General features: G+C 64.9%; 18 protein-coding genes and 1 tRNA gene. 10 read left to right on the plus strand and 9 right to left on the minus strand.

Annotation, left to right across the window (positions count from 1 at the left end; all coding sequences use genetic code 11):
- The first annotated feature begins 104 nt into the window (after nt 1-104).
- From eat to ACTIEZ_RS07740, 5 genes are all read left to right on the plus strand, one after another.
- The gene (gene eat / locus ACTIEZ_RS07720; protein ID WP_439546084.1) at nt 105-1,460 is read left to right on the plus strand and encodes an ethanolamine permease; all 1,356 of its coding nucleotides are present in this window, start codon (nt 105-107) and stop codon (nt 1,458-1,460) included.
- The gene (locus ACTIEZ_RS07725; protein WP_439546085.1) at nt 1,460-2,839 is read left to right on the plus strand and encodes an ethanolamine ammonia-lyase subunit EutB; all 1,380 of its coding nucleotides are present in this window, start codon (nt 1,460-1,462) and stop codon (nt 2,837-2,839) included. Before eat ends, ACTIEZ_RS07725 begins: the two co-directional genes overlap by 1 nt.
- Entirely contained in the window at nt 2,832-3,545 is a 714-nt protein-coding gene (eutC, locus tag ACTIEZ_RS07730; RefSeq protein WP_439546086.1) for an ethanolamine ammonia-lyase subunit EutC, read from the plus strand. Before ACTIEZ_RS07725 ends, eutC begins: the two co-directional genes overlap by 8 nt.
- 202 nt (nt 3,546-3,747) lie before the next feature.
- Nucleotides 3,748-6,186: a zinc-dependent metalloprotease gene (locus ACTIEZ_RS07735; RefSeq protein ID WP_439546132.1), complete on the plus strand. Its 2,439-nt coding sequence runs from the start codon at nt 3,748-3,750 to the stop codon at nt 6,184-6,186.
- Nucleotides 6,187-6,218: 32 nt separating this feature from the next.
- The gene (locus ACTIEZ_RS07740) at nt 6,219-6,956 is read left to right on the plus strand and encodes a fasciclin domain-containing protein (RefSeq protein ID WP_439546087.1); all 738 of its coding nucleotides are present in this window, start codon (nt 6,219-6,221) and stop codon (nt 6,954-6,956) included.
- Nucleotides 6,957-6,958: 2 nt separating this feature from the next.
- Here ACTIEZ_RS07740 and ACTIEZ_RS07745 read toward each other — a convergent pair whose 3' ends face one another.
- From ACTIEZ_RS07745 to ACTIEZ_RS07755, 3 genes are all read right to left on the minus strand, one after another.
- Nucleotides 6,959-7,171 (minus strand): hypothetical protein, encoded by a 213-nt coding sequence (locus tag ACTIEZ_RS07745; protein WP_439546088.1) that lies wholly within the window; start codon nt 7,169-7,171, stop codon nt 6,959-6,961.
- A gap of 157 nt (nt 7,172-7,328) precedes the next feature.
- Nucleotides 7,329-9,962, minus strand: coding sequence for an HAD-IC family P-type ATPase (locus ACTIEZ_RS07750; protein ID WP_439546089.1), 2,634 nt, complete (start codon nt 9,960-9,962; stop codon nt 7,329-7,331).
- 20 nt (nt 9,963-9,982) lie between these two features.
- Nucleotides 9,983-10,843 (minus strand): universal stress protein, encoded by an 861-nt coding sequence (locus ACTIEZ_RS07755; protein WP_439546090.1) that lies wholly within the window; start codon nt 10,841-10,843, stop codon nt 9,983-9,985.
- A gap of 175 nt (nt 10,844-11,018) precedes the next feature.
- Between ACTIEZ_RS07755 and ACTIEZ_RS07760 the strand changes: the two genes are divergently transcribed.
- Nucleotides 11,019-12,740, plus strand: a complete 1,722-nt coding sequence (locus ACTIEZ_RS07760; protein ID WP_439546091.1) for a cation:proton antiporter — start codon at nt 11,019-11,021, stop codon at nt 12,738-12,740.
- A gap of 27 nt (nt 12,741-12,767) precedes the next feature.
- On the opposite strand, the gene ACTIEZ_RS07765 is transcribed toward ACTIEZ_RS07760, so the two are convergent.
- A complete protein-coding gene (locus ACTIEZ_RS07765) occupies nt 12,768-13,733 on the minus strand; it encodes a sodium:calcium antiporter (RefSeq protein ID WP_439546092.1) in 966 nt (321 codons plus the stop codon).
- A gap of 380 nt (nt 13,734-14,113) precedes the next feature.
- Here ACTIEZ_RS07765 and ACTIEZ_RS07770 point away from each other — a divergent pair.
- The 4 genes from ACTIEZ_RS07770 to ACTIEZ_RS07785 all read left to right on the plus strand — a co-directional run bounded on the left by ACTIEZ_RS07770 (nt 14,114) and on the right by ACTIEZ_RS07785 (nt 19,012).
- Nucleotides 14,114-14,190: transfer RNA gene (locus tag ACTIEZ_RS07770), tRNA-Pro, on the plus strand.
- Between the two features lie 202 nt (nt 14,191-14,392).
- Nucleotides 14,393-15,943, plus strand: coding sequence for a TolC family protein (locus ACTIEZ_RS07775; RefSeq protein ID WP_439546093.1), 1,551 nt, complete (start codon nt 14,393-14,395; stop codon nt 15,941-15,943).
- On the plus strand, nt 15,943-17,673 hold the full coding sequence (locus ACTIEZ_RS07780) for a type I secretion system permease/ATPase (RefSeq protein WP_439546094.1): 1,731 nt from the start codon (nt 15,943-15,945) through the stop codon (nt 17,671-17,673). The genes ACTIEZ_RS07775 and ACTIEZ_RS07780 overlap by 1 nt, the downstream gene beginning before the upstream one ends.
- A 25-nt stretch (nt 17,674-17,698) precedes the next feature.
- Nucleotides 17,699-19,012 carry an HlyD family type I secretion periplasmic adaptor subunit gene (locus ACTIEZ_RS07785; RefSeq protein WP_439546095.1) on the plus strand — a complete coding sequence of 438 codons (1,314 nt, stop codon included), beginning with the start codon at nt 17,699-17,701 and terminating at the stop codon, nt 19,010-19,012.
- Between the two features lie 154 nt (nt 19,013-19,166).
- On the opposite strand, the gene ACTIEZ_RS07790 is transcribed toward ACTIEZ_RS07785, so the two are convergent.
- From ACTIEZ_RS07790 to ACTIEZ_RS07810, 5 genes are read right to left on the minus strand one after another with little or no spacing between them, the layout of a single operon-like run.
- Nucleotides 19,167-20,645 carry a serine hydrolase domain-containing protein gene (locus ACTIEZ_RS07790; RefSeq protein WP_439546096.1) on the minus strand — a complete coding sequence of 493 codons (1,479 nt, stop codon included), beginning with the start codon at nt 20,643-20,645 and terminating at the stop codon, nt 19,167-19,169.
- Nucleotides 20,642-21,136, minus strand: a complete 495-nt coding sequence (locus ACTIEZ_RS07795) for a DUF3299 domain-containing protein (RefSeq protein WP_439546097.1) — start codon at nt 21,134-21,136, stop codon at nt 20,642-20,644. The genes ACTIEZ_RS07790 and ACTIEZ_RS07795 overlap by 4 nt, the downstream gene beginning before the upstream one ends.
- 16 nt (nt 21,137-21,152) lie before the next feature.
- Entirely contained in the window at nt 21,153-22,436 is a 1,284-nt protein-coding gene (locus ACTIEZ_RS07800) for an ABC transporter permease (RefSeq protein WP_439546098.1), read from the minus strand.
- A complete protein-coding gene (locus ACTIEZ_RS07805; protein ID WP_439546099.1) occupies nt 22,433-23,080 on the minus strand; it encodes an ABC transporter ATP-binding protein in 648 nt (215 codons plus the stop codon). The genes ACTIEZ_RS07800 and ACTIEZ_RS07805 overlap by 4 nt, the downstream gene beginning before the upstream one ends.
- A 37-nt stretch (nt 23,081-23,117) precedes the next feature.
- Nucleotides 23,118-23,405, minus strand: coding sequence for a hypothetical protein (locus tag ACTIEZ_RS07810; protein WP_439546100.1), 288 nt, complete (start codon nt 23,403-23,405; stop codon nt 23,118-23,120).
- Between the last annotated feature and the right edge of the window lie 171 nt (nt 23,406-23,576).

The following is a 23,576-nucleotide window of genomic DNA, read 5'->3' on the forward strand; positions in this document are numbered from 1 at the left end:
TCAGTCGGCTTCCCCGTGGGGAATCCCTACACTTGGCGCACGACGATTTCGCCGCCACTGTGGCGAACGCTGCCAGCAGCGGCTTGCCGGCGAGGGGGCCAGGGATGAATGAAGCCGGGGATTCGACGTTGCCGCGCACGCTGGGCAGCGTGCAGCTGTGGGGCATTGCGGTTGGCCTGGTCATATCCGGGGAGTATTTCGGCTGGAGCTATGGCTGGGCGACGGCCGGAACGCTGGGCTTTCTGATCACGGCTGCCGGCGTGGCGGTGCTCTATGTCGCCTTCATCTTCAGCTTTACCGAACTGACGACGGCGATTCCGCAAGCCGGTGGCCCCTTTGCCTATAGTCTGCGCGCCTTCGGGCCATTGGGCGGCGCCATTGCCGGCTATGCCACGCTGATCGAATTCCTGTTCGCGCCGCCGGCGATTGCCCTGGCGATCGGCGCCTATCTGGCCGTGCAGTTTCCAGGTAGCGACGAGAAGCTGGTGGCGACTGGTGCCTATGCCGTGTTTGTCACGCTCAACATCGCCGGCATCGCCATTGCCGCCAGCTTTGAACTGGCGGTCACGCTGCTGGCCGTGGCTGAACTGCTGGTGTTCATGGGCGTGGTGGCACCTTCATTCTCGTGGCGGGCCTTTGCCGCTGGTGGCTGGGCGGGGGCGGAGCAATTCAGCCTGGCGACTTTGCCGGGGATGCTGGCGGCGATCCCCTTTGCCATCTGGTTCTTCCTGGCCATCGAAGGCGTGGCGATGGCCGCCGAGGAGGCGCGCGATCCGCAGCGCACCATCCCGCGCGCCTATGTGTCGGGCATGATGACGCTGATCCTGCTGGCTTTTGGTGTCATGCTGTTTGCCGGCGGGTCTGGCGATTGGCGGGCGCTGGCCAACATCAACGATCCGTTGCCGCGTGCCATGCAGGCCGTGGTCGGCCAGGCGAGCGGCTGGCTGCACATGCTGGTATGGCTGGGGCTGTTTGGGCTGGTCGCCTCCTTCCATGGCATCATCATGGCCTGTGCCCGCCAGATCTATGCGTTGGCGCGCGACGGCTTTCTGCCGGGCCCGCTGGCGCGGCTGCATCCGCGTTTTCGCACACCGCATCTGGCCACCTTGGCCGCCGGCGCTGTGGGCATAACCGCGATCTGGAGCGACCGTTTCGTGCATCTCGGCGGCCAGCCGCTCACCGCCGGCATCGTCACTCTGGCGGTGTTCGGGGCGCTGGTGATGTATGTGATGAGCATGGCCGCCCTGTTCCGCCTGCGCGCGATCGCGCCCGAACTGGAACGCCCGTGGCACGCACCGCTGTATCCATGGCTGCCCGGCCTGGCGCTCGGTCTGGCGTTGGCGGCATTGGCGGCGATGATCTGGTTCAATCCCTGGCTGTTCGCGCTGTTTGCCGGGTTGATGGGTGCCGCCGTGCTGGCCGCTTGGCGGCGCTGGCCGATCAAGGCGGTGCCGGTCTGATGCCCTACACCCATGATCTTGGCGGCACGCGCCACCGCTTTGCCGATTTGCGCGCCGTCATGGCTGCGGCCAGCCCGCACCGGTCCGGCGATGTGCTGGCCGGCATTGCTGCCACCAGTGCCGAACAACGGGTGGCGGCGCGGCTGGTGCTGGCCGATCTGCCGCTGGCCAGCTTCCTGGCCGATCTGGTGGTGCCGTATGAAGCCGACGAGGTGACCCGGCTGATCATCGACCGTCATGATGAACATGCCTTTGCCGCCATCGCCCATCTGACCGTCGGGGGCTTTCGGGACTGGCTGCTCTCCAGCGAAGCCGACGGTGCCGCCCTGGCAGCGCTGGCGCCCGGCCTGACGCCGGAGATGGTCGCCGCCGTCACCAAGATCATGCGCAATCAGGATCTGATTGCGGTGGCACGCAAGATCAGGGTGATCACGCGGTTTCGGGGCACCATTGGCCTGCCGGGCCGATTGTCGGTGCGGTTGCAACCCAACCATCCCACCGATGATCCCGCCGGCATTGCCGCAGCCATTCTCGATGGGCTGCTGCTGGGATCGGGCGATGCGGTGATCGGCATCAATCCCGCCGGCGACAGCGTTGGGGCGGCGCACAATCTGCTGCTGCTGATCGATGAATTGCGTGCAGCCTATGCCATTCCCACCCAGAGCTGCGTGCTCACCCATGTCACCAACACGCTGCAACTGATCGAAGCCGGGGCGCCGGTCGATCTGTGCTTCCAGTCGATTGGCGGCACGGAAGGCACCAATCGCGGCTTTGGCATCGATCTGGCGCTATTGGCCGAAGCGCAGGCGGCAACGCTGGCGCTGGAGCGCGGCACGCTGGGCCAGGATGTGATGTATTTCGAAACCGGCCAGGGTTCGGCCCTGTCTGCTGGTGCACACCACGGCGTCGATCAACAGACGCTGGAGGCCCGCGCCTATGGCGTGGCGCGCGCCTTCCGGCCGTTGCTGGTCAATTCGGTGGTCGGCTTCATCGGGCCGGAATATCTCTACGATGGCAAACAGATCTTGCGCGCCGCGCTGGAGGATCATTGCTGCGGCAAGCTGCTCGGCCTGCCGATGGGGCTAGACATCTGCTACACCAACCATGCCGAAGCCGATCAGAACGACATGGATGGCATTGTCACGCTGGCCGGGGTGGCGGGGGTGAACTTCATCATGGGTGTGCCCGGCGCCGACGACATCATGCTGAATTATCAATCGACCAGTTTTCACGACGCGCTGTACCTGCGCGATGTGCTGGGGCTGCGGCCAGCGCCGGAGTTCGAGGCGTGGCTGCTCGCCAGCGGCATCACCGATGCGGCCGGGCGTATTTCGGCATCGTCAGCCCGCCTTGCCCTGCCGGCGCTGCTCGATGGCTGAGCTGCCATCGCGTCTGGCCGCGCTCACCCAGGCGCGCATCGGCCTGCCGCGTGCCGGGCATGCGCTGAATACGGCGGCGACGCTGGCCTTTGATCTGGCGCACGCCCGGGCGCGCGATGCCGTCCACGCCGTGTTTGATGCTGGCGCCCTGCACGCGGCGTTTGGCGCCATCGAAGTGCGCAGCGCCGCGCCCGACCGGGCCACCTATCTGCAACGGCCCGATCTGGGTCGGCAACTGCCAGCCACGGAGGCCGCCCGGCTGGCGCCGACCGGGGCGAACACGGCCATCGTGGTGGGCGATGGCCTGTCGGCGACGGCGGTCGCCCTGCATGCCGTACCGCTGATCGAGGCGCTACGGCCCCGGCTTGGCGGCGTGTGGGCGCCGATTGTGGCGGCCCATCAGGCCCGGGTGGCGCTGGGTGATGCGATCGGGGCCGCGCTGGCGGTGGATGTCGTGGTGATGCTGATCGGTGAGCGGCCGGGGCTGAGTGCACCTGATTCCCTGGGGGCCTATATCACCTGGCAGCCGCGGCCAGGCCGGCAGGACAGCGAGCGCAATTGTGTTTCCAACATCCGCCCGCCGCATGGACTGGATTATGAAACCGCCGCGACGCGCATTGCCTGGCTGGTGCACCAGGCCCGTGCCCGGCGGCTGACGGGTGTGGCGTTAAAGGATGAAAGCACATTCACACCCAGGCTGGGCTAACCGCGCGCCAACAGCGGGCGTGACCTGATGTGCGTGCAGATGGCCGGATGGCGACACGCCGTTTGCTGCTTGAGTTTTGGCGGTTCGTGCCCGAGCATGAGCGGGACAGGCGGGATGCCAGGCGGCCACCGGATGCGACACAGGGCCGACAGGGGGATGGATGAGAATGAAACGCCGCATGCGCCTTGGAGCGCTTCTGTTGATGCTGTCCCTGCCACTTGCGCCGCTCAGCGCACAGGCTGGCTTGCAGGAGGTCGCGGCGCCCGCAGGGGAGGGCCGGCTGATGCTGGTGCGCACCGATGCCGCCAAGGGCCGTATCCTGTTGACCCTGCCGCGCCCTGCGGACGATGGCGTGGCGCTGCGCCTGTTGTACAGCACCGCGCTGAAAACCGGACTGGGCTCGGCTCCTTTGGTGCTCGATCGCGGGCGGATCGGCAACACCCAGGTGCTGGCGTTCCGGCGGATCGGCGGCAAAATCGCGGTGCAGTTCGAAAATCCGCGGTTCCGGGCCAGCGCTGGTGACGCCACCCAGCAAAAGGTGGTGGCCAGCGATTTCGGGATCTCCACCGTCTGGTTGACCGACATTGCCGAAACATTGGGCGATGGCCGGCTGGTGATCGATATCGCGCCGTTCCTGGTGCTCGATACGCTGGGCATTGCCGCCTCGTTCAACCAGGATCAGGACAATCTGGGCATCGGCGCGGCAACCGCGATCGCGGGCAAGGGCTTCAAGCTGGATGAAAAACTCAGCCTTGCCGATCCGGCTTCGGTGCGGCTGTTTCCCGACAATCTGGAAGTGGACGCCCTGCAGACCTTTGTGTCCGACATGCCGGGCGCTGAGGTCGAGAATATCGTGCCAGATCCCCGGAAAGTCAGCTTGACCGTGCATCACAGCTTTGTGCGGCTGCCGGAACCGGGCTTCGTCCCGCGCCGATTTGATCCGCGTATGGGCGGCATTGCCAGCCAGGCGGTGGATTTCTCTGCGCCGCTGGGCGGCGCGGTCGTATATGATCTGGCCAACCGGTTTCGGCTGGAGAAGGTCGATCCTGCGGCGCCGCGCTCACGGGTGAAAAAGCCGATCGTCTTCTATCTGGACCGCAATACCCCCGAGCCGATCCGGGCGGCGCTGCTCGAAGGGATTGGCTGGTGGGCGCAAGCCTTTGATGCTGCCGGCCTGATCGATGCCTTCCGGGTGGAAATGCTGCCCGAAGGGGCCGATCCGCTCGATATCCGCTACAATATGGTCAACTGGGTGGATCGCGCCACGCGCGGCTGGGCCTATGGCCAGATCATCGCCGATCCACGCACCGGAGAGATCGTGAAGGGCATGGTCGTGCTGGGCTCCTTGCGGGCGCGCCAGGACATCCAGATCTTTCAATCGCTGGTCGGCGCCGCTGAACTCAACAGTGGCCGGCCCAATGATCCGGTGGTGGTCGCCCTCGACCGGCTGCGCCAGCTCGGCGCGCACGAGGTTGGCCATACGCTGGGCTTTTCGCACAATTTCGCCGCCAGCACGCAGGATCGCGCCTCGGTGATGGATTATCCGCCGCCGCGCATCGGCCTGATCGATGGCAAGCCCGATCTGTCCGACGCCTATGCCAAGGGGATCGGTGCCTGGGACGTGGCAACCGTGCGCTGGCAATATGCCGATGCGGATGAGCGCGAGACGGCCGCGATGGCCGCACGGTTCCGCTATGTGCAGGATGACAACGCCCGCGCTGCCGATACGGCCTATGCCTGGGGCGGGCTGTGGGATGATGGCGCCGATCCGGTGGCCGAGCTCAACCGGCTGATGACCGTGCGCGCCGCGGCACTGTCCCGCTTCGGCCTGGGCGTGTTGAGCCCCGGCGAGCCGGTGGCGAACCTGCGTCGCCGCTTGGTGCCGCTGTGGCTGCTGCACCGCTATCAGCTGGTGACGGCAGCAAAACTGATCGGCGGTGTCGATTTCGTTTATGCGGTCAACGGCGGCGGGCGTGAGGCGGCCACGCCGGTCGCGCCGGCGCAGCAACGCGCGGCGTTGGCTGCGGCGCTGGCCACCCTGAAGCCCGAGGCGCTGCGCGTGCCGCAGGCGTTGTTGCCGCTGCTGTCGGCAGCCCAGAATGGCAACAGCGATCGCCAGTACGACACCGAGGTCTTCGCGACGGCCGGCGGCCCGGTGTTCGATCCGCTCGTTGCCGCCGATGCTGCCGCGCAGCTGACGGTGCAGACATTGCTCGCCCCGCGCCGGCTGGCGCGGATCGTCGTCCAGCAGCAGGGCAATGCGTCTGCCCTCAGCCTCGACGAACTGCTCGATCGGCTGACGGGGCACGTGCTGGCGTCGACCAGCGATGATCTCGGCCGCCGCATCGCCACCCGCACGCTGGCCACGATGGCGCAGGTCGCGCACCGTCCGGATGCCAGCCCGGAGGTTGCCGCCGCGCTCGACCAGAAACTGCACGACATTGGCGAAGCGTTGGCGCAGCGCAAGGCCAGCGGCGCCGAGCGGGCGTGGGCGTTGAGCCTGGCGCGGCGGTTGCTGGATGCCAGACAGCGCGAAGAACTTGGCACCGCCCTGCCACGGGCCGTCAATGTGCCGCCAGGCGATCCAATCGGCGAGGACGACTGGATGGACTTGTCCAGCCTGCTGGCGATCGACGGCTGAATTGCGCCCGCCTAGCGCGGTCGGCGGACAGCATGCGGCTATTTGTCTGGACCCCACAACAGCCAAAGCGGTGGACCGTTGCCCGGTTTATCGACTACGCGACGCAAAGCATTTTATTGCTCGCCTCTGACCCATCGGCGTATCCGAGCCACCCCCGGCCCCTGGGTCTACAACAGGAATTATCCATGAAGATCATGCATTTCGCGCTTGCTTCGGTCGCTGCGCTTGCGTTGGCCGCCTGCTCCAACGAAAAGGCCGCAGAAACCACGACGACCGATACCACGGTTGTTGCTGACGATACCGCCGCCGTCGATACAGCCACTGCCGGCAACATTGTCGTTGTGGCGCAGGGCAACCCCGATTTCTCGACGCTGGTTACCGCTGTGACGGCAGCCGAACTGGGCGAAACGCTTTCGGGCGCTGGTCCGTTCACCGTGTTTGCGCCGACCAATGCGGCCTTTGCCAAGCTTCCCGCGGGCACTGTGGAAAAGCTGACAACGGACGACAAGGAAACGCTCAAGGCCATCCTGACCTATCATGTGGTGGCAGGCTCGGTTGATGCGGCAACGCTCACCGCGGCAATCGCAGCAGCGGGTGAAGCGGGTTACGCAATCATAACCGTCGGCGGCGGCACCTTGACGGCCAAGATCGTCGATGGCGGTGTTGTGCTGACCGATGCGGCCGGCAACACGTCCAAGGTCACCGCGACCGATGTGGCAGCATCCAATGGCTTGATCCATGTTATCGATACAGTGGTGATGCCGAAGTAAGCTCACAGTTTCAGTTTCGGACAAAAAGGGGCGGGCGCCGCAATAGCGGCGCCCGCCCCTTTGTTCTTGCAGCCTTTGTTACAGGGGCGACCATGAACCCCGGCGCGACGGCACCAAAAGCTTTTGCCATGATGCGCTTGATCCTGATCGAGTCGTAACTGGGGCAGTTCTGGGTTCAACTGAAGCGAAGGGCCGTTTCCGACGATCTCGAACATCCTTATCGCCAGTTCGGCGAGCGCTGGATTGGCATGGCGCATATCCCTGCTGTGCGCCCTCCTTTCGGACATTCATCCCGTTGGCGCAGATGCTCCATTGCTGACGTAGCAGGGCACCGCCAGGACAAAGGATCAGGTGCGCAATTGCCTGTTCGTTTCAGGCCAATTTTGCAGCCATGCCTTGTTGTCGCCAGCCCTGAAGGTTCAGCCGAATCTGCTTTTCGATCTCGATGATGGTGAAGAAGACGACGCCAATCGCCACGATCAACAACCCTTCGCCGACGTCGATCGGGCGCGTTCCCAGCAAGGCCTGCAGCGGTGGCAGATAGGTCACGGCGAACTGGGCTGCGGTGACGCCGGCGACCACGGTCCAGATCACGCGCGTACCACGCACTGCGTCCCAGGTCAGCGACGTGCCATGGATGTTGCGAATGAAGAACAGGTGAAAGATTTCCAGCACCACCAGCGTGTTCATCGCCATCGTCTGGGCCAGCGGCAGCGAATAGCCCTTGTCGATGGCATAGTTGAAGATGCCGAACACCGCCGCCAGAAACAGCGCAGATACCAGCACGACATGCCAGACGAGTTCACCCGACAGGATGGGCGCATTTCGCGCGCGCGGCGGGCGGGCCATGGTGCCCGCCTCCGTCGGTTCAAAGGCCAAGGCGATGCCCAACGTGATTGCCGTGACCAGGTTGACCCACAATATCTGTACCGCTGTCACCGGCAGGGCGAGCCCGGCAACCAGAGCCAGCAGCAGCACCATGGATTCGCCGGCATTGGTGGGCAGGGTCCAGGTGATCACTTTCTTCAGATTGTCGTACACGGTGCGGCCTTCGCGGACGGCGGCGGCTATGCTGGCGAAATCATCGTCGGCGAGCACCAGGTCGGCGGCTTCCTTGGCCGCTTCCGAACCTTTCAGGCCCATGGCGATGCCGGCATCGGCGCGCTTCAGGGCCGCGGCGTCATTCACGCCGTCGCCAGTCATCGCCACCGACAGGCCGTGCGCCTGCAAGGCGGTGACAAGCCGCAGCTTGTGTTCGGGGCTGGTGCGCGCAAACACATCGACAGACAGAACCTCAACCGCCAGCTGTGCATCGTCCAGCCTGTCGAGATCGGCGCCAGTCAACACCCGATCGGGCGCGGCAAGGCCGATCTGCGCAGCGATGGCGGCAGCCGTGCCGGCGTGATCGCCAGTGATCATCTTCACCCGGATGCCGGCGGCCCGGCATTCGGCCACGGCGGCAATGGCTTCGGGTCGCGGCGGATCGATCAGGCCGACAAGACCGAGGAAATCCAGCCCGCCTTCCAGCGCAGCGGGATCAATGCGGTCGCCCGTTGACTTGCGTTCGGCCAGTGCCAGCACCCGCAGACCCTGCCGCGCCAGGCTGTCGGCGCGCGCCTGCCAGTCCGCCTGATCAAGGCTGCCGCACATGCCCAGCACCCGTTCCGGCGCGCCCTTGACGTAAATCATGCGCCCCGCCGGCGTTTCGGTGAGCACGGCCATGAAGCGGTGGCGGCTGTCGAAGGGGATCGCATCGAGCCTTGTGGCCCGGTTATCGCTGGCGACCTTGCCGGCAAAGGCCAGCAACGCACCTTCCATCGGATCGCCTTCGACCAACCAGACGTCATCTCGGCAGACGATGGCGGCGTCGTTGCACAGCGCCGCCGCATGGCCGAGGCCGGCCAGGTTGCCGGGCGGCGTGATGCTGCCGGCCGGGGCATAGCCTTCCCCCGAGACGGTGAATTGCCCGGCCGGGGTTTCGACAGCGGCGACCAGCATTTCGTTGCGGGTGAGCGTGCCGGTCTTGTCGGTGCAGATCACCGATACCGAACCGATGGCCTCGATGGCCGGCAGGCGGCGCACGATGGCATTGCGCCGCGCCATGGCCTGCGCGCCGATGGCCAGCGTGATGGTCATCACCGCCGGCAGGCCGGCCGGGATGGCGGCCACGGCCAGGCCGACCACCACCATGAACAGGCTGGAAAAATCCTGATGCCCAACAAAATAGCCGTAAATCAGTAACAGGGCGGCAATCAGCACGATCAGGAACGACAGCCAGCGCCCGAAATAGTCGAGCTGGGCGACCAGCGGCGTGGTCAGTTGTTCCACACTCGTCAGCAGGCCGCCGATCCGGCCGATCTCGGTCGCCGGGCCAGTGGCCACCACCATGGCGCGCGCGGTGCCCTGGGTGACCAGCGTGCCGGACCACAGCATCGTGCGCCGATCACCAATCGGCGCATCGGCAGCGACAGGCGCGGGCGTCTTTTCGACCGGCACGGATTCGCCAGTCAACATGGCTTCCTGGGCGGCAAGGCCGCGGGCTTCGATGATGCGCAGATCCGCCGGCACCTTGTCACCGGCTTCCAGCAAAACGACATCACCGGGCACCAGATCGGCGCCATCAATGCTGGTGCGCAGGCCGTCGCGCAGCACGGCCGCGCGCGGGGCCAGCATCGACCGGATCGCTGCCATCGCCGCTTCGGCCTTGCCTTCCTGGATGAAGCCGATGATCGCATTGGCCACCACCACCGCCAGGATGACCCCGGTGTCCACCCAATGCTGCAAGGCCGCGGTAACGACGGCGGCGGCGACCAGCACATAGATCAGCACATTGTTGAACTGGGCCAGGAAACGCCGCAGCGAACTTCTGGCCTGTGCGGCAGGCAGGCGGTTGGGCCCATGTTCGGCCAAGCGCCGGGCCGCTTCTGCGGCGCTCAGGCCATCGGCCGTGCTGGCCAGCGCCGCGATACAGTCGTCGGTGCTGCGGCTGTGCGGATCGATCAGCATCGTGGCGGCTGCAATGATCGTCAGGATTGCCGTGGCGGGATCGCCAGCACATCGATCTGCGCCTTGCCGATGATATTCTGCGCCACGCTGCCCAGCATCAATTTGGCAATGCCGCCTCTGCCATGCGTGGAGATCACCAGCAGATCGACCATTTCTTCTTCGGCAGCCAATAATATATCGTTGGCATAGCTGGTTTCCAGCGGGCGCAGGATGGTGTCGGGATTGGCGATTGCCGCGGCATTGGCAAAGTCTTCCAGCATCAGATTGGCGCGATTGCGCTCGTTCTTCAGATAATGGTCGCGCTCGCCCTTGCCGGTCCCGAAACTGGTCGTCGCGCTCAGCGCCGGCGCGTCGAAGATATGCAAAAGACTGTTGCGGTCGCTGCCTGACAGGCCGAGATTGCGGAATCGCTGCAGCGCGTCGGCCGAGGCCGGTGACTTGTCACTGGTCTGCGCGACATGTTGATACGGCCCTGCCGCCAGCGCATTTGCCATCAGGATCGGGCACGCCATGACCCCGACGGTGCGCTCACCGGTGGTGCCGCGAAACAGGGTTGTCAGCCCCTGCGGCCGGCGCGGGCCCACGATCAGCAGATCGGGCGAAAGCTCGGCGGCCAGGCCGATCAGACCCTCGTCGGTTGGGGCGGTGGGCACGCGAACCTGGCAGGTTACGCCGTCCATCGCGTGAAGTGTTGCGGCAAGGCGATTAAGGATCATCCTGGCCTGCATCCGCTGCCTGTCTTGCAGCCAGGCCGGCTGATCATCGTCGATCACATGCGCCAGCGTAAGGCGCGAACCATATTGGCGGGCCAGCAGGACCGCCCGACGCAAGGCCCGATCCGCCCGTTCGGAAAGATCGAGTGCGACAAGAAGGTGTTGCACGGCCTTTTCTCCTTCATTGCTTTCCTGTCATGATTGCCTAGGCTGCGCCCTACGTAAAGTTCGGACAATACCCTACACGACTCCGCTTGCAGCAACGCGTGCGCGCGCCTTAAGACCATGGGATATCCGGCAAACGCGTCCGTTCGGGCCAATACCGTGCAAGGAAAGCCTGCTGATGGAAATGCTGTTGCAGACGCCGTTCGGGGAAGTTGCCGCGCTGATGGTGATGGCCGCGGTGATCGGTTTTGGTGGCCTCGTGCTGCGCCAGCCGTTGATCGTCAGCTTCATTGCCGTCGGTCTGCTTGCCGGCCCCTCGGCGCTTGATCTGGTGCATGCCGATGAACAGATCAGTCTGTTGTCACAGCTTGGCATTGCCGTGCTGCTGTTTCTGGTCGGCATCAAGCTTGACCTCAAGCTTGTCCGCTCGCTCGGCGTCGTGTCACTGATGACTGGCCTGGGCCAGGTCGCCTTCACATCGGTCTTCGGTTTCCTGATCGGGCTGGCGCTGGGGCTCGACCAGATCACCAGCCTCTATGTGGCTGTCGCCCTTACCTTTTCCTCGACGATCATCATCGTCAAGCTGCTGTCCGACAAGCGCGAGATCGATGCGCTGCATGGCCAGATCGCGCTGGGCTTTCTGATCGTGCAGGATCTGGTGGTGGTGCTGTCACTGATCGTGCTGTCGGCGATCGGCATCGGATCGTCGGGCGATGGCCATGGCGGTGGTTCAGTGGCCGGCGTGCTGGCATCGGGCCTGGTGATGGTGGCCCTGGTGGCGCTGTTCATCCGCTATATCGCCAATCCGCTTACGGAACGACTGGCCCACGCGCCCGAACTGCTGGTGATCTTTGCCATCGCTCAGGCCGCGATATTTGCCGCCGTCGGCGATCTGGTCGGGCTTGGCAAGGAAGTGGGCGGGCTGCTCGCCGGCGTGTCGCTGGCCTCGACGCCCTATCGGGAAACGATTGCCGCCCGGCTGGCACCGCTCAGGGATTTCCTGTTGCTGTTCTTTTTCATCGCGCTGGGTGCCAAGCTCGATCTGTCGTTGCTGGGCGCCAACATTCCCGCTGCGATCATCTTCTCGCTGTTCGTGCTGATCGGCAATCCGCTGATCGTGCTCGCGATCATGGGTGCGATGGGCTACCGCAAGCGCACCGGCTTCCTCGCCGGGCTCACCGTGGCACAGATCAGCGAGTTTTCGCTGATCTTCGTCGCCATGGGGGTGTCGCTCGGCCATGTCGGGCAGGACGCGCTGGGACTGGTCACCATGGTCGGCCTCGTCACCATTGCCGTGTCCACCTATATGATCACCTGGTCCCACCAACTTTATGCGCTGTGCGAACCATTGCTCGGGCGTTTCGAACGCGCTGGCACGCCGCGGGAGCCCCACGAAGCGGCGGCACATCGCGAGGATACGCCGGCCATTTTGCTGTTTGGCCTCGGCCGGTTCGGTACCGCCATCGGCATGCGATTGCACAAGCGCGGAATCCGGGTGCTGGGTGTGGATTTCAATCCGGGCGCCGTGCGGCGCTGGCGTGAACTGGGTTTGGAAGCCGAATTCGGTGATGTCACCGATCCGGAGTTCATCAACGAATTGCCATTGGCCAAGGCGGGCTGGCTGGTCTCCACCATTCCCATCCATGTCACCGGCCTCAGCCACGAAGATGCCCGCGCCACGCTGATCCAGTTGGCCCGCACCAGCGGATTTCAGGGCCAGATCGCGGTGACATCACACAACAGCCAGGAAACCGCCGCCATGCTGGCGATCGGCGCGGACATCGTGCTGGAACCCTTCCAGGACGCGGCCGATCGCGCTGTTGACATGCTCTGCGGCGCTGCCCCCCAAGCGCGGACAGCGTTTCCAGCGATCGCATCGGAGGCGTTTGAGCCCGGTTGATCGCACACGCACACCGTACCGACATCGTCACATCAGCAAGCGGGTGGTCAGCCAGGCGGCATAAAGCGCCATCAGGCACAGCGCGCCAAACCGGTTCAGGCCCTGGTGGACAAGCAGGATCGCCGCAACAGTTGCTGCCGCCAGCACCAGCATGGGGGCATCCAGTTGCCGCGCCAGGCCGGCGGGGCCAGTGCCGGATATCGCCAGCACCGTGCCGCCAACCGCCAGCAGATTGAACAGGCAACTGCCAAGGGCATTGCCCACCACGATATCGGTCTGCCGCTGGCGCACCGCAACGATGGCTGTCGCCAGTTCGGGAAGGCAGGTGCCGACCGACAGCAAGGTCAGTCCAAGCACATCTTCGCCCACGCCCATGCGCACGGCAAAATCGGTGGCAGCAGCAACCAGCAGCGCTGCACCCACCAGCAAGGCGGCAATGCCGGCCACCAGCAGCAGAAAGGCGCGCCACAGCGGCTGCCCGCTGATCACCAAAGCCTGGCCCTCCCGTTCCTGAAGCCTGGCTGAGGCCGCCGTTCCGGCCGCGTTGCTGGCCTGGCGCAGGCTGATCAACAACCAGCCGGCGAGCAGAAGCAACAGGACAAAGCCGCCAGCCCGCGCCAGCAGCGGCAGGACAGCGATTCCGGCCAGCAATCCGGCGGCGGCCACCACGGCGGCCGCTTCATGGCGGATGGCGGCGCGCGGCACGCGGAACGGCAGCAGCAGCGCCGCCAGGGGCAACACGATCAGCAGATTGGCGAGCGAAGCCCCGATGACATTTCCGAACGCCAATGCCGGCGCACCCGTGAACGCTGCCTGCGTTCCGGTGGCCAATTCGGGCGCAGATGTGCCGAAACCGACAATCACCACCCCAATGAACAACGGCGACAAGCCAAGGCGGGTGGCGAGCGTTACAGCCTCGCGTACAACCAGTTGACCGCCGCCCAGCAGCAACAGCAGGCCGGTGATTGCGGCAACAATGGGTTGGTCCGGCATATGAACCGTTGTTCCTTGTGGTGATGATGCCTGGCGGAATGAAAATTTTTGCACACTTGCGCTATCTTGCGCAAATGACCCGCTCAATCCGCGTCAGCGCCGAACCGCCAACGATGTCATCCAGTTGCCGTAGCCGGTAAACGTCAGTTTGCGTGCTCCGTCACTTCCAAGACCGGCATGTCCGCAAACGGCCCAAAGATTGCCCATGAAGCGTTGATTTGGGGCTGAACAACGGCCTGTCGTAGTTATCCGGCGGAACATGTGGTGAACTTATTCCGGGACTTTTGCGCAAATCCGTGTCGAACACTGGCCTTTCCTGTCCACGGGCTCACCCACCAGCCTTGCGCTTTTCAAGGGCTTCACCTAGGGCAAACGGGCGTCGGGGAGTGGCGCAGTCTGGTAGCGCATCTGCTTTGGGAGCAGAGGGCCGCAGGTTCGAATCCTGTCTCCCCGACCATCATCCGGTCAACGATGATCCCGTCGCGTCCTGGGTGATGGCGCATTGTGCCTGAAGGGAAAGCTGATAAGGCGTCGGCGATTTTTCAGGAGTGGCGCAGTTGTTGTTTTGCGCTCATCGGCAGTCTGGTTATCGCTTCGTCATCGGGGCCGCGTTGTTGCAGGTTTGCGTGACGGCTGATGCCCAATCGGCATCGCAGCCGGTGCGTGCACAGTCGGGGTCGCTGCTGCAGAACCCGCAGCAGGGCGCCACGCCGGTGCCTTTGCAAACGCAGCCGGTGACGCCACCTGCCGGGCCGGCCCATCGCGTGCCGTCACCGATCTTGGGTCCACCGGCACCAGCAACGGTCCGCCCCATTCAGGGCGCGCCGCCGGCTTCGGCTGATGCCGGCTTTGTTGTGACGGAGCCACTGCCCGGATCGGTTGGCAAAGGTCTGATGCCGGCACCGGCAGATGATCCGCTGGCGGCGGATGGCACCACCGATCCGATGCTCAATTTTTTCGAAGCCTTTGGTCCTCGCGACCAGTTCATCGAAATCGTGCAAACGACAATCGGGCGCAATCCGGCGCTGGACGAGGCCGAAGCGCAGCGTGATGTGGCGGCTGCCACGCGGTCCGAGGCGCGGGCTGGCCTGTTTCCGGTTGTCGATGTTTCGCTGACATATTTCCGGGTGATCGCTCGGGATTTTTCGAACAATCCCAACAATATCCTGGAGCGGCAGCGGCCATCGTTCCGCACCGATGCCATCATGCGCGTTCAGCAGCCGATCTATGATTTCGGATCGACCGCGGCCCGGATCAAGGCGGGCAACCGCCGCATCGACGCTGCGGTGCTGACGATCGATGACAGTTCGACACAAGTTGGGCTTCGTACTGTATCGGCCTGGAATCTGGTCTTTGGCTATCGTGCACTGCTTCGATTGGCGGACGATTATGCGGCAAGGCTGGGTCAACTCCGCGACGGTCTGGAAGAACGGGTGGCCAAGGGTGTGTCGGCGCGGGCCGACCTGGCGCAGATTGACAGCTATGTTGCCTCTTCCAACACGCAGTTGGCGCAATTCCGGCGGTCACTCGCCAGCGCAGAGGCTCAGTTTCAGGAGTTAACGGGTTTGCCGTCCCCCGAAAGCCTTGGCCGCGTGCCCGCGCCCGGCGCGCTGACGATGACGCTGGAAGAGGCGCAGGCCGAGGCCGAAACCATCCCGGCGGTGGCGGCAGCAAAGCTGCAGGCCGAGGCTGCCGACTATGATGCCAAGGCCTTCAAGGCCGATAGCTTGCCGGGCGTTACGGCCGGGGTGGATGCCGGCCGCTACGGTGTATTTGAAAATCCACGCGATTTTGATGTCCGCGGCACGGCATCGTTGAGTTGGCGATTATTTGGCGGTGCCGCGCAGCGCACTGACGGGGCGAGGGCGCGCGCACGCGGGTTTGATGCAAGCTACAGGCGGATCCGGCTGGAAGCGACCCGGGATGCCGCGATTGCCTGGGCCGATGCGAAGGCGCTCGACGAGGCGCGCGGTTCGATCCGGGAAAATTACATCGCCAGCCTGAAATCACGCGATGCGGTGGCCCAACGGTTCCGGTTGTCGCGCGGCACGCCGTTTGACGTGCTTAATACAGAGAATAATCTCTACAATGTCGCAGTGCAGTATATACAGACCGTGATCGAACTGGACACGGCCCGCTACGTGTTGATGGCACGTACCGGCAAGATGCTGGATGTGCTTGATATTCCTTCTGCGCAGCGGAAACCTTGATGAATAATCAATCGCTCATTCCGGATCGCGATTATCGTTTCGCCCGCTGGCTGGCCGAGCCGATGCTGAAGAACCGTGGCATTTATATCAAGGTCGCCCTGGCGGCGGTCATGATCAATCTGTTCGGTCTGGTCACCTCGCTGTTCACCATGACGGTCTATGATCGGGTGCTGCCGAACAATGCGCTGTCCTCGCTGCTGGCGCTGTCGATTGGGTTGGCGGTGGTGCTGGTGTTCGATTTCGTGCTGCGCATCCTGCGTGCCTATTTCGTCGATGTCGCCGGCGCCGACATCGATCGGGATGTGGGCGGGGCGGTGTTTGATCGGCTGCTCGCCATCCGCATGGAGATGAAGCGCGGGTCCACCGGCGCGCTGGCCGGCATGATGCGCGAACTTGAAACGCTGCGCGACTTCTTTGCTTCGGCAACGCTGACGGCGGTGGTCGATGTGCCGTTCATCATCCTGACGCTGGTGTTCATTGCAGTGATCGGCGGCCCGGTCGTGCTGGTGCCGATGGCGATGATCCCGATCGTGGTCGGCGCCGGGTGGCTGACCCATCCGGCGCTTGATCGGCTGTCGGCCAAGTCGATGAAGGAAGGGCTGAACAAGCAATCCGTGCTGGTCGAGACCATTGGCGCCCTCGAGATGGTCAAGTCGACAGGCGCCGGGACCATGCTGGCCAAGCGTTGGCGCGCCGCGATGGACGCCCATTCCGATTTCTCGCTGCGGCAGCGCCTGGTGTCGACGGTCGCCATCACCATCGCCGCGAGCGCCAACAGCATCAGCTATGCTGGGGTCGTGATTGTCGGCGTGTTCGAAATCGCTGCGCAGAACATGACGATGGGTGCCCTGATTGCCTGTTCCATCCTGTCCGGGCGCGCCGTGCAGCCGTTGGCGCAGATTGCCAGCCTGTTGTCACGCGTGTCGGCGACCCGCACCGCCTATCGCGAAATCGACCGGATGATGTCGATGCCGTCGGAAGGGCCGGAAACGCAAGGCATGATCCCGGTTGCGATCAAGGGCGCCCTGGAATGGCGCAATGTGACGTTCAAATATCCTGGCGCCGCCGAACCGACGCTGGCCGGCTTCAGTCTGAAGATCCCGGCCGGGCAGAAGCTTGCCATGCTGGGTCGGGTCGGGTCCGGCAAATCCACCATCGCCCGAACGATCCTGGGCCTGTATCCGCCCTCCGAAGGGCTCGTGATGATCGACGAGACCGATATTCGCCAGTTTGATCCGGCTGCGCTGCGCCGCCACATCGGCAGCGCCCTGCAGGAAAGCGTGCTGTTGAGCGGTTCGGTGCGCGACAATATCCTGCTCGACCGGCCAGGGCTTGATGATGCCGAAATGCTGCGGGCCGCGACGATGAGCGGGACACATGGTTTCATCGGTAAACTGGCCAATGGCTATGATCTGCAGCTCGCCGACCGCGGTGAGAGCCTGTCGGGCGGACAGCGCCAGTCGATTTCCCTGGCGCGCGCCCTCGCCGGGCGGCCGCCCATCCTGGTTTTTGACGAACCGACCAGCGCGATGGACACGCAAAGCGAGAGTGCGCTGATCGATCAGCTTGCCATCGAGATGGCGGGTCGCACGGTCATTCTCATCACCCACCGCGCTTCGCTGCTTCGGCTCGTCGATCGGATCGTGGTGGTGGACCAGGGCAGGATTGTCAGCGATGGCCCCCGTGACGAGATCATCAGCAAGATGAACCGGCCGCGATCCGTCGCCTGATCGACACGGCAGCAGGACGAATGTCATGAACAAGATGGTCGATCGATCGCATTTCGAAAACTATGTCGATCGCATCAAGCCGCGGGCCGCATCCAATGTGCTGCTGTGGGCAATCCTCGTGTTTTTCGTGGCTGCGGTGGTGTGGGCGGCGCTAACCGAGCTTGACCGTACGGTGCACGCCGCTGGACGGGTGATCCCCAGTGACCGGCTGCAGATCGTGTCCAATCTCGAAGGCGGCGTGGTGCGCGAAATCCTGGTCGTTCCGGGCGATCTGGTGAAGAAGGGCCAGCCGCTGATCCTGCTCGCGCAAGTGCAGGCCGGCGCGGAACTCGGCAGCAGCGAGGCTTCGGTCGGTGCGCTCGATGCCAAGGTCGCGCGGCTTGTGGCCGAAGTGCGTGGCACCAAGCCGGTGTATCCGGCGCCGCGCAACGCGGCCGAAGCGCGGCAAATTGCGATCGAAACGTCGCTGCACGCCTCGCGCATGGCCGATTTGTCGGCGCTCAGCGCGGCAGCCGATGCGCGGATCGAACAAGCCCGCCGCGCAGTTGCCGAGGCACAAGCAACCTATGAGTCGCGCATCACTGCCCGCGATTCCGCGCAGGCGCAGCTTCGCATCATCCGCCCGCTGGTCGAAAAAGGCATCGAGCCGCAACTGACCTTGCTGCAGCTTGAAAGCAGCGCATCGGTCGCAGCAAGCGATGCAGCGGCGGCGCAGGCGGCGATTGCCCGTGCCCAGGGCGGCGTTGTCGAGGCCACGTCGCAACTGGCGCAGTTGCGGCAGAACTGGCGTTCGCTGGCCGCGACCGAGCTTGCCGCGGCGCAAGGCGAGCGCGAGGCGCGCGAACGCGTGTTGCCGGCGCTGGCCGATCGCCTGGGTCGGACAACGGTGACGGCACCGCTCGACGGCAAGGTGAACCGCGTGTTGATTTCCACGATCGGCGGCAGCGTTTCGCCGGGCCAGCCGCTTGTGGAGGTGGTGCCCAGTGACAAGCGCCTGCTGATCGAAGCGCTGGTTTCGCCCAAGGACATTGCGGCCATTTCGATTGGCCAGGCAGCCAAGGTCAATTTGTCGGCTTATGACTCGGCGATCTACGGTTCGATGGACGGCAAGGTGCTGACCATCTCGCCCGATGCGACCCAGGACGAACGCACCGGCGAGAGTCATTATATCGTTAAGGTCGAGGTCGATCAGGATTCGCTGCGTGACACGACAGGCAAGCCGCTGCCGATCGGGCCGGGCATGACCGCCGATGTCAATCTGATCGGTGAGAAGCGTTCGGTCCTGGCGTATATCTTCACTCCAATCACCCGGCTCAGCCAGACAGCGCTGCGCGAATGAAGGCGCATCCCCGGATGGCAAGCCCACATTGCATGATCCAGACCCGGCCGAGGGAGTCGGTCAGGCCATCGCCTGCCGTCCGTCCCGCGACTGGTTGATGGCCGGAACGCTCGGGTTTCTGATCAATCGGCCAAGATGGCGATGAAGTGGCGCGTTACTTGCGCGCCGTGGGTTCGAACGACCAATCCAATGCCTGGATCTGTGGACCCGGCGTCGGCGCGAGCAGGACGCGAGCAAACAAGGTGCCATTTTGGCAATGCCACAGATAATCGCCGGCCAATGCACCATGGGCGCGAACACCGGGCGGGCGCGGGCAGGGGCCGCTGCGCGCCTTCATGGCGGCGATATCGGCGGCGCGGTGGGCGGCATCACGGTCCATCAGCAGGTTGACGGCCAGCGACTTTGCTTCGCCGGTCACGCTGCCGCTGGTCCAGATCCGGTGCAGCGGATCGACCATTTGCGCGAGGGGCACCGAGATCGGCACGATATCCGGCTTGATCACGCCGGCCGCGTGCAAGGCCAGCATGGCATCCCAGGCCGGGCCGGCCGGGCCGGCATAGGTGCGGTTGGTGAACACGAAAATGCCCCAGCCGCTTTCCGGCAGAACAACCATGTGGCTGCCATAGCCGGGATAGCCGCCGCCGTGGAACGCCACGCGGCCCAGCGTGCAATCATCGCCGACCCGCAGCCCACCGCCATAGACGACAGCGATCTGGCACGGATGTTCGGCGGCCGTCTCGCTGTAGCGGTTCTGGCGGCGTGGGGACCCTTCGCCGCGCAGCAGGGTGCGGACGGTGGCGCGGGCTTTGGGTTCCTCGGTCCCCGGCACGGCGGCCGGCCAGGCGGACAAGAGATGATCGATCCAGCGGGCATAATCCGGCGCGGTGGTGATCACGCCGCCCATCGCCCCGAAGGCGCCCGGCGGCATGTCGGGTTCGCGCAGCCACTTGCTGTCTTCCCAGCGCCAGCCGGTGGCCAGTTTGGCGGCGGGCACATCGGCCAGATTGAAGCTGGTGGCGGCCATGCCCAGCGGCTGGAAGCGGCGGCGGGCGATTTCGGCTTCGAACGGCTGGCCGCTGGCATTGGCGATGATGCGGCCGAGCATGGCATAGCCGAGGTTGCTATATTCGTGGACCAGGCCCGGCGCGCGGGTGAAGGGCACGCCCCTGGCAAGCAGCGCGGTGAATTGCGCCTCCGGCAAAGGGGTCTGGCGGTCGCCCCACGGATCGTCGGTAACAAAGCCGGCCATGTGGTGGACCAGATCGGTGATCGTGATCGGGCCGGCCCAATCGCCGGTTTCCGGCAGGCGCGTGGTGACCGGATCGTCCAGCCGCAACTTGCCTTCCGCGGCCAGATCAAATAGCGTCAGCGCCGTGAACGCCTTGGTCATGCTGGCGATGCGGAAGCGGGTGTCGGCCTCTACCTTGCGCCCGGACGCGACATCCGCCACGCCGGCGTGCCCGGCATGCACCAGGCCCTGGCCGCGACGGACGATCCCCCAGGTCAGGCCGGGCACATGATTTTTGTCGGCCCAGTCGCGCATCGACGCGTCGATCCGGCCGGCCAGTTCAGGCGGCACCGGCTGCGCGGCGGCTGGCGCGGCCAGCAGCACGGCAGCAAGCAGCGACCTCATAATTCCTTGCCGTCGCTGATCTTGTAGAAAACGCCCGCACCATCGCCGCCGGCCAGCTCCAGCGTGCCTTCGATGGTGCGCACGTCATAGTTCATCGGCACGGCGCTGGACACTTTCACCTCGATGAACTGCTGCGGGCCGGGGTTGAGGTGGAACGGGCAATCGGGCGGATAGGCCAGCAGCACGAAATGGCTCTGGCTGGCGCCCTTGCCGAGCGGCAGCATATAGCCGTTGATCTTCACCCGCTTGCCGGCCAGCGCCTTCACCGCGGCGGGATAGACCGGCTTCATCGCGCCGGACTTGGCGGCGGCGGGGTCTTCCTTGGCCGCCTCCAGCACGCCCCAGGCCACACCGCCGGGCGGGGTGGGGGCAGGTTTCCAGATCGATTCCGAAGGCTGCAAGGCGCCGGCGGCCGCCTGGGCCTGCGCGGCCGGAGCATTGATCAGCACGGCGACCAGCGCGGCCAGGGCAAGGGACATGCGAGCGAACATCGGCTTCCTCCAGTGATTATCGGGCATTGGCCAGCGTATCGGCGATATCAGATTGCAACACCCGCACGGCCGGTATCAATGCGGCGATCAGCCCGATGGTCAAGGCCGCAGCGACAATGATGGCCTCGCCAGGGTGGAAGGACAGGCCGGACAAGCCGAGTTGCGCCAGTTGATCGATGCTGGCCGCCGCAATGGCGATGACGCCGTGACCAAGCACCAGGCCAAGCGCCGCGCCAGCGCCGGCCAGGATCAGGCCTTCGCTGGCCACCTGGGCGATGATCGCGCCCCGGCTGGCGCCGATCACCCGCAGCATCGCCATGTCGCCTTCCCGCTCCTTCAGTGCAGTGAGCAGGGCCACGAAAATCGACAGGCCGGCGGTAAGCATCAGCAGCACCGCAAAAGCGCGCACCGCATCGAGGCCGACGCCGACGAGGGCGAGCAGACGCGAGACTTCCACAGCCGGGACGGCGGCCTGCAGATTGGTCTGCTTGTTGATGAAGCCGGGCAGGCGCACGGCGGCGATCGGTGAGCCAAAGCGCACCAGCACGGCGGTGACTTCCGCCGGGCTGACATGGGCGGCATGCTCTTCTGCCGATTCGCCATCCTTATCGTCATGATCGTGCGCGGCGTGCTCGGCGGCGGTTTCGCCTTCGTGATGCTCATCATCATCGTCATGGGGGCCTTCGATGCCATGCACGGCCCACACGCTTTGGACGGTGGTCAGGATCAACCGATCGATCACCGTGCCGGTGGGCTTCAGGCGACCGACGACGATGAACGGGGCTTCGTCATGCTTGGGGCCGTCTTCGCCGCCGCCCATGCCGTGGCCGCCGACGAAACGTTGGCCCAGCCCGGCCCCCGTGCGGCGCGCCACTTCGGCACCGATCACGGCCTCCATCGGCGCCGAAAACATGCGGCCCTCACCGATTTCGGCGCCGAGCAGCGCCGGATAGGCCGGCTCCGTGCCGACGATGCGAAAGGACCGGAAACTGTCCCCCAAGGCCAGCGGGATGGCCTGGGCCACACCCATCTGGCGGCGCAGCAGCGGCACGGTGTCCAGCGGCACATTCCCGGTCGGGATATCGACATGATAGACGCTGGACAGGATCAATTGCAGCGGCGAGCCCTTGGCGCCGACCACCATGTCGATCCCTTGCGCATCCCGATCGAAGCGATTTTCAAGCTGGCTGGAAAACAGCAGCAGGATCACCAGGCTGGCCACGCCCAGCGCCAGCAGCAGGATGTTGAGCGTAGTGTTGAGCGCCCGATCGCGCAGGTAAGCGAGGCTGAGACCGATCATGCCGCATTTGCCATGGGCGCCACCAGATCAAGCCGATTGGCAAAACGATGGGCGATGCGGCCATCATGCGTGGCGATCAACAATGTGGCGCCGGTGGCGTTGGCGGCTTCGAACATCAGATCGATCATGCGGGTCGCATTGCTGTTATCCAGCGCCGACGTCGGTTCGTCGGCAACCAGCAGGCGCGGGCGAGTGCACAGGGCGCGGGCAATGGCGGCGCGCTGGCCTTCGCCTTGCGAGAGTTGCCGCGGCCGCGCATTGGCCCGGTGCGCCAGCCCGACACGATCAATCAGCCGAGCGATTTCGGCATGATCGGCGGTCCCGAGCGCAAGCCTTTGGGCCAGCGCCAGATTGTCGGCAACCGACAAGGCCGGGATCAGCCGCAGCGTCTGGAACACCAGGCCGATGGTGCGCCGCCGCAAGGCATCGCGCCCCGCGGGCGGCAATCTCGACATGGCCTCCCCGGCCACCCACAGTTCGCCCTGGGTGGGAGTCAGCAGACCGGTGACGATGTTGATGAAACTAGTCTTGCCCGATCCCGACGGGCCGAGCAGCAGGGCGTGGCAACCGGTTTGCAGCGTCCAGTCGCCGATCTGCATGACGGTGCGGCCATCGCGGGCATGGGAAAGGCCCCTGGCTGCCACCAGGGGCCCTGCGCTTTCGGTCACTGAACTTGGCGTGTCAGGGTTGGACATTGGCCACGGCGACCGCCGTGCCCGAGGCTGAAGCCGTTTCCGTTGCGTCCTTCATGCCCAGCCGCTTCATCATGGCCAGGCGGGCCGTTTCAATGGCTTCCTGGCGGCGCTGTTCGGCGATGCGGGCCGCTGCTTCGGCATAGGCGCCGGCATAGGGATCGCTGCCATCGGCGGCATAATGGCTGTAACCCGGCATGCCATCAAAGGCGCAGGCCATGGCCGGCGCAGCGACACTGCCAGCAGCAATGATTGCAGCAAAAGCGATCAGGCGCATCGAACCCTCCCAAATCACGTCGAATCCCACAATACAATGTCACACGGCGCCGTTGTGCGCAATGGCATCGGGTGTGCGCCATGGTGTCATGGAAGCGGTGCCTGATGGGGCAAATGACCCATGTAGGCCAGTTGCCGGGGTTGAATGTAACTGTATATCATGCTCGGAAGC

Source organism: Sandarakinorhabdus sp., assembly GCF_051860625.1.
Classification (GTDB): Bacteria; Pseudomonadota; Alphaproteobacteria; order Sphingomonadales; family Sphingomonadaceae; genus Sandarakinorhabdus.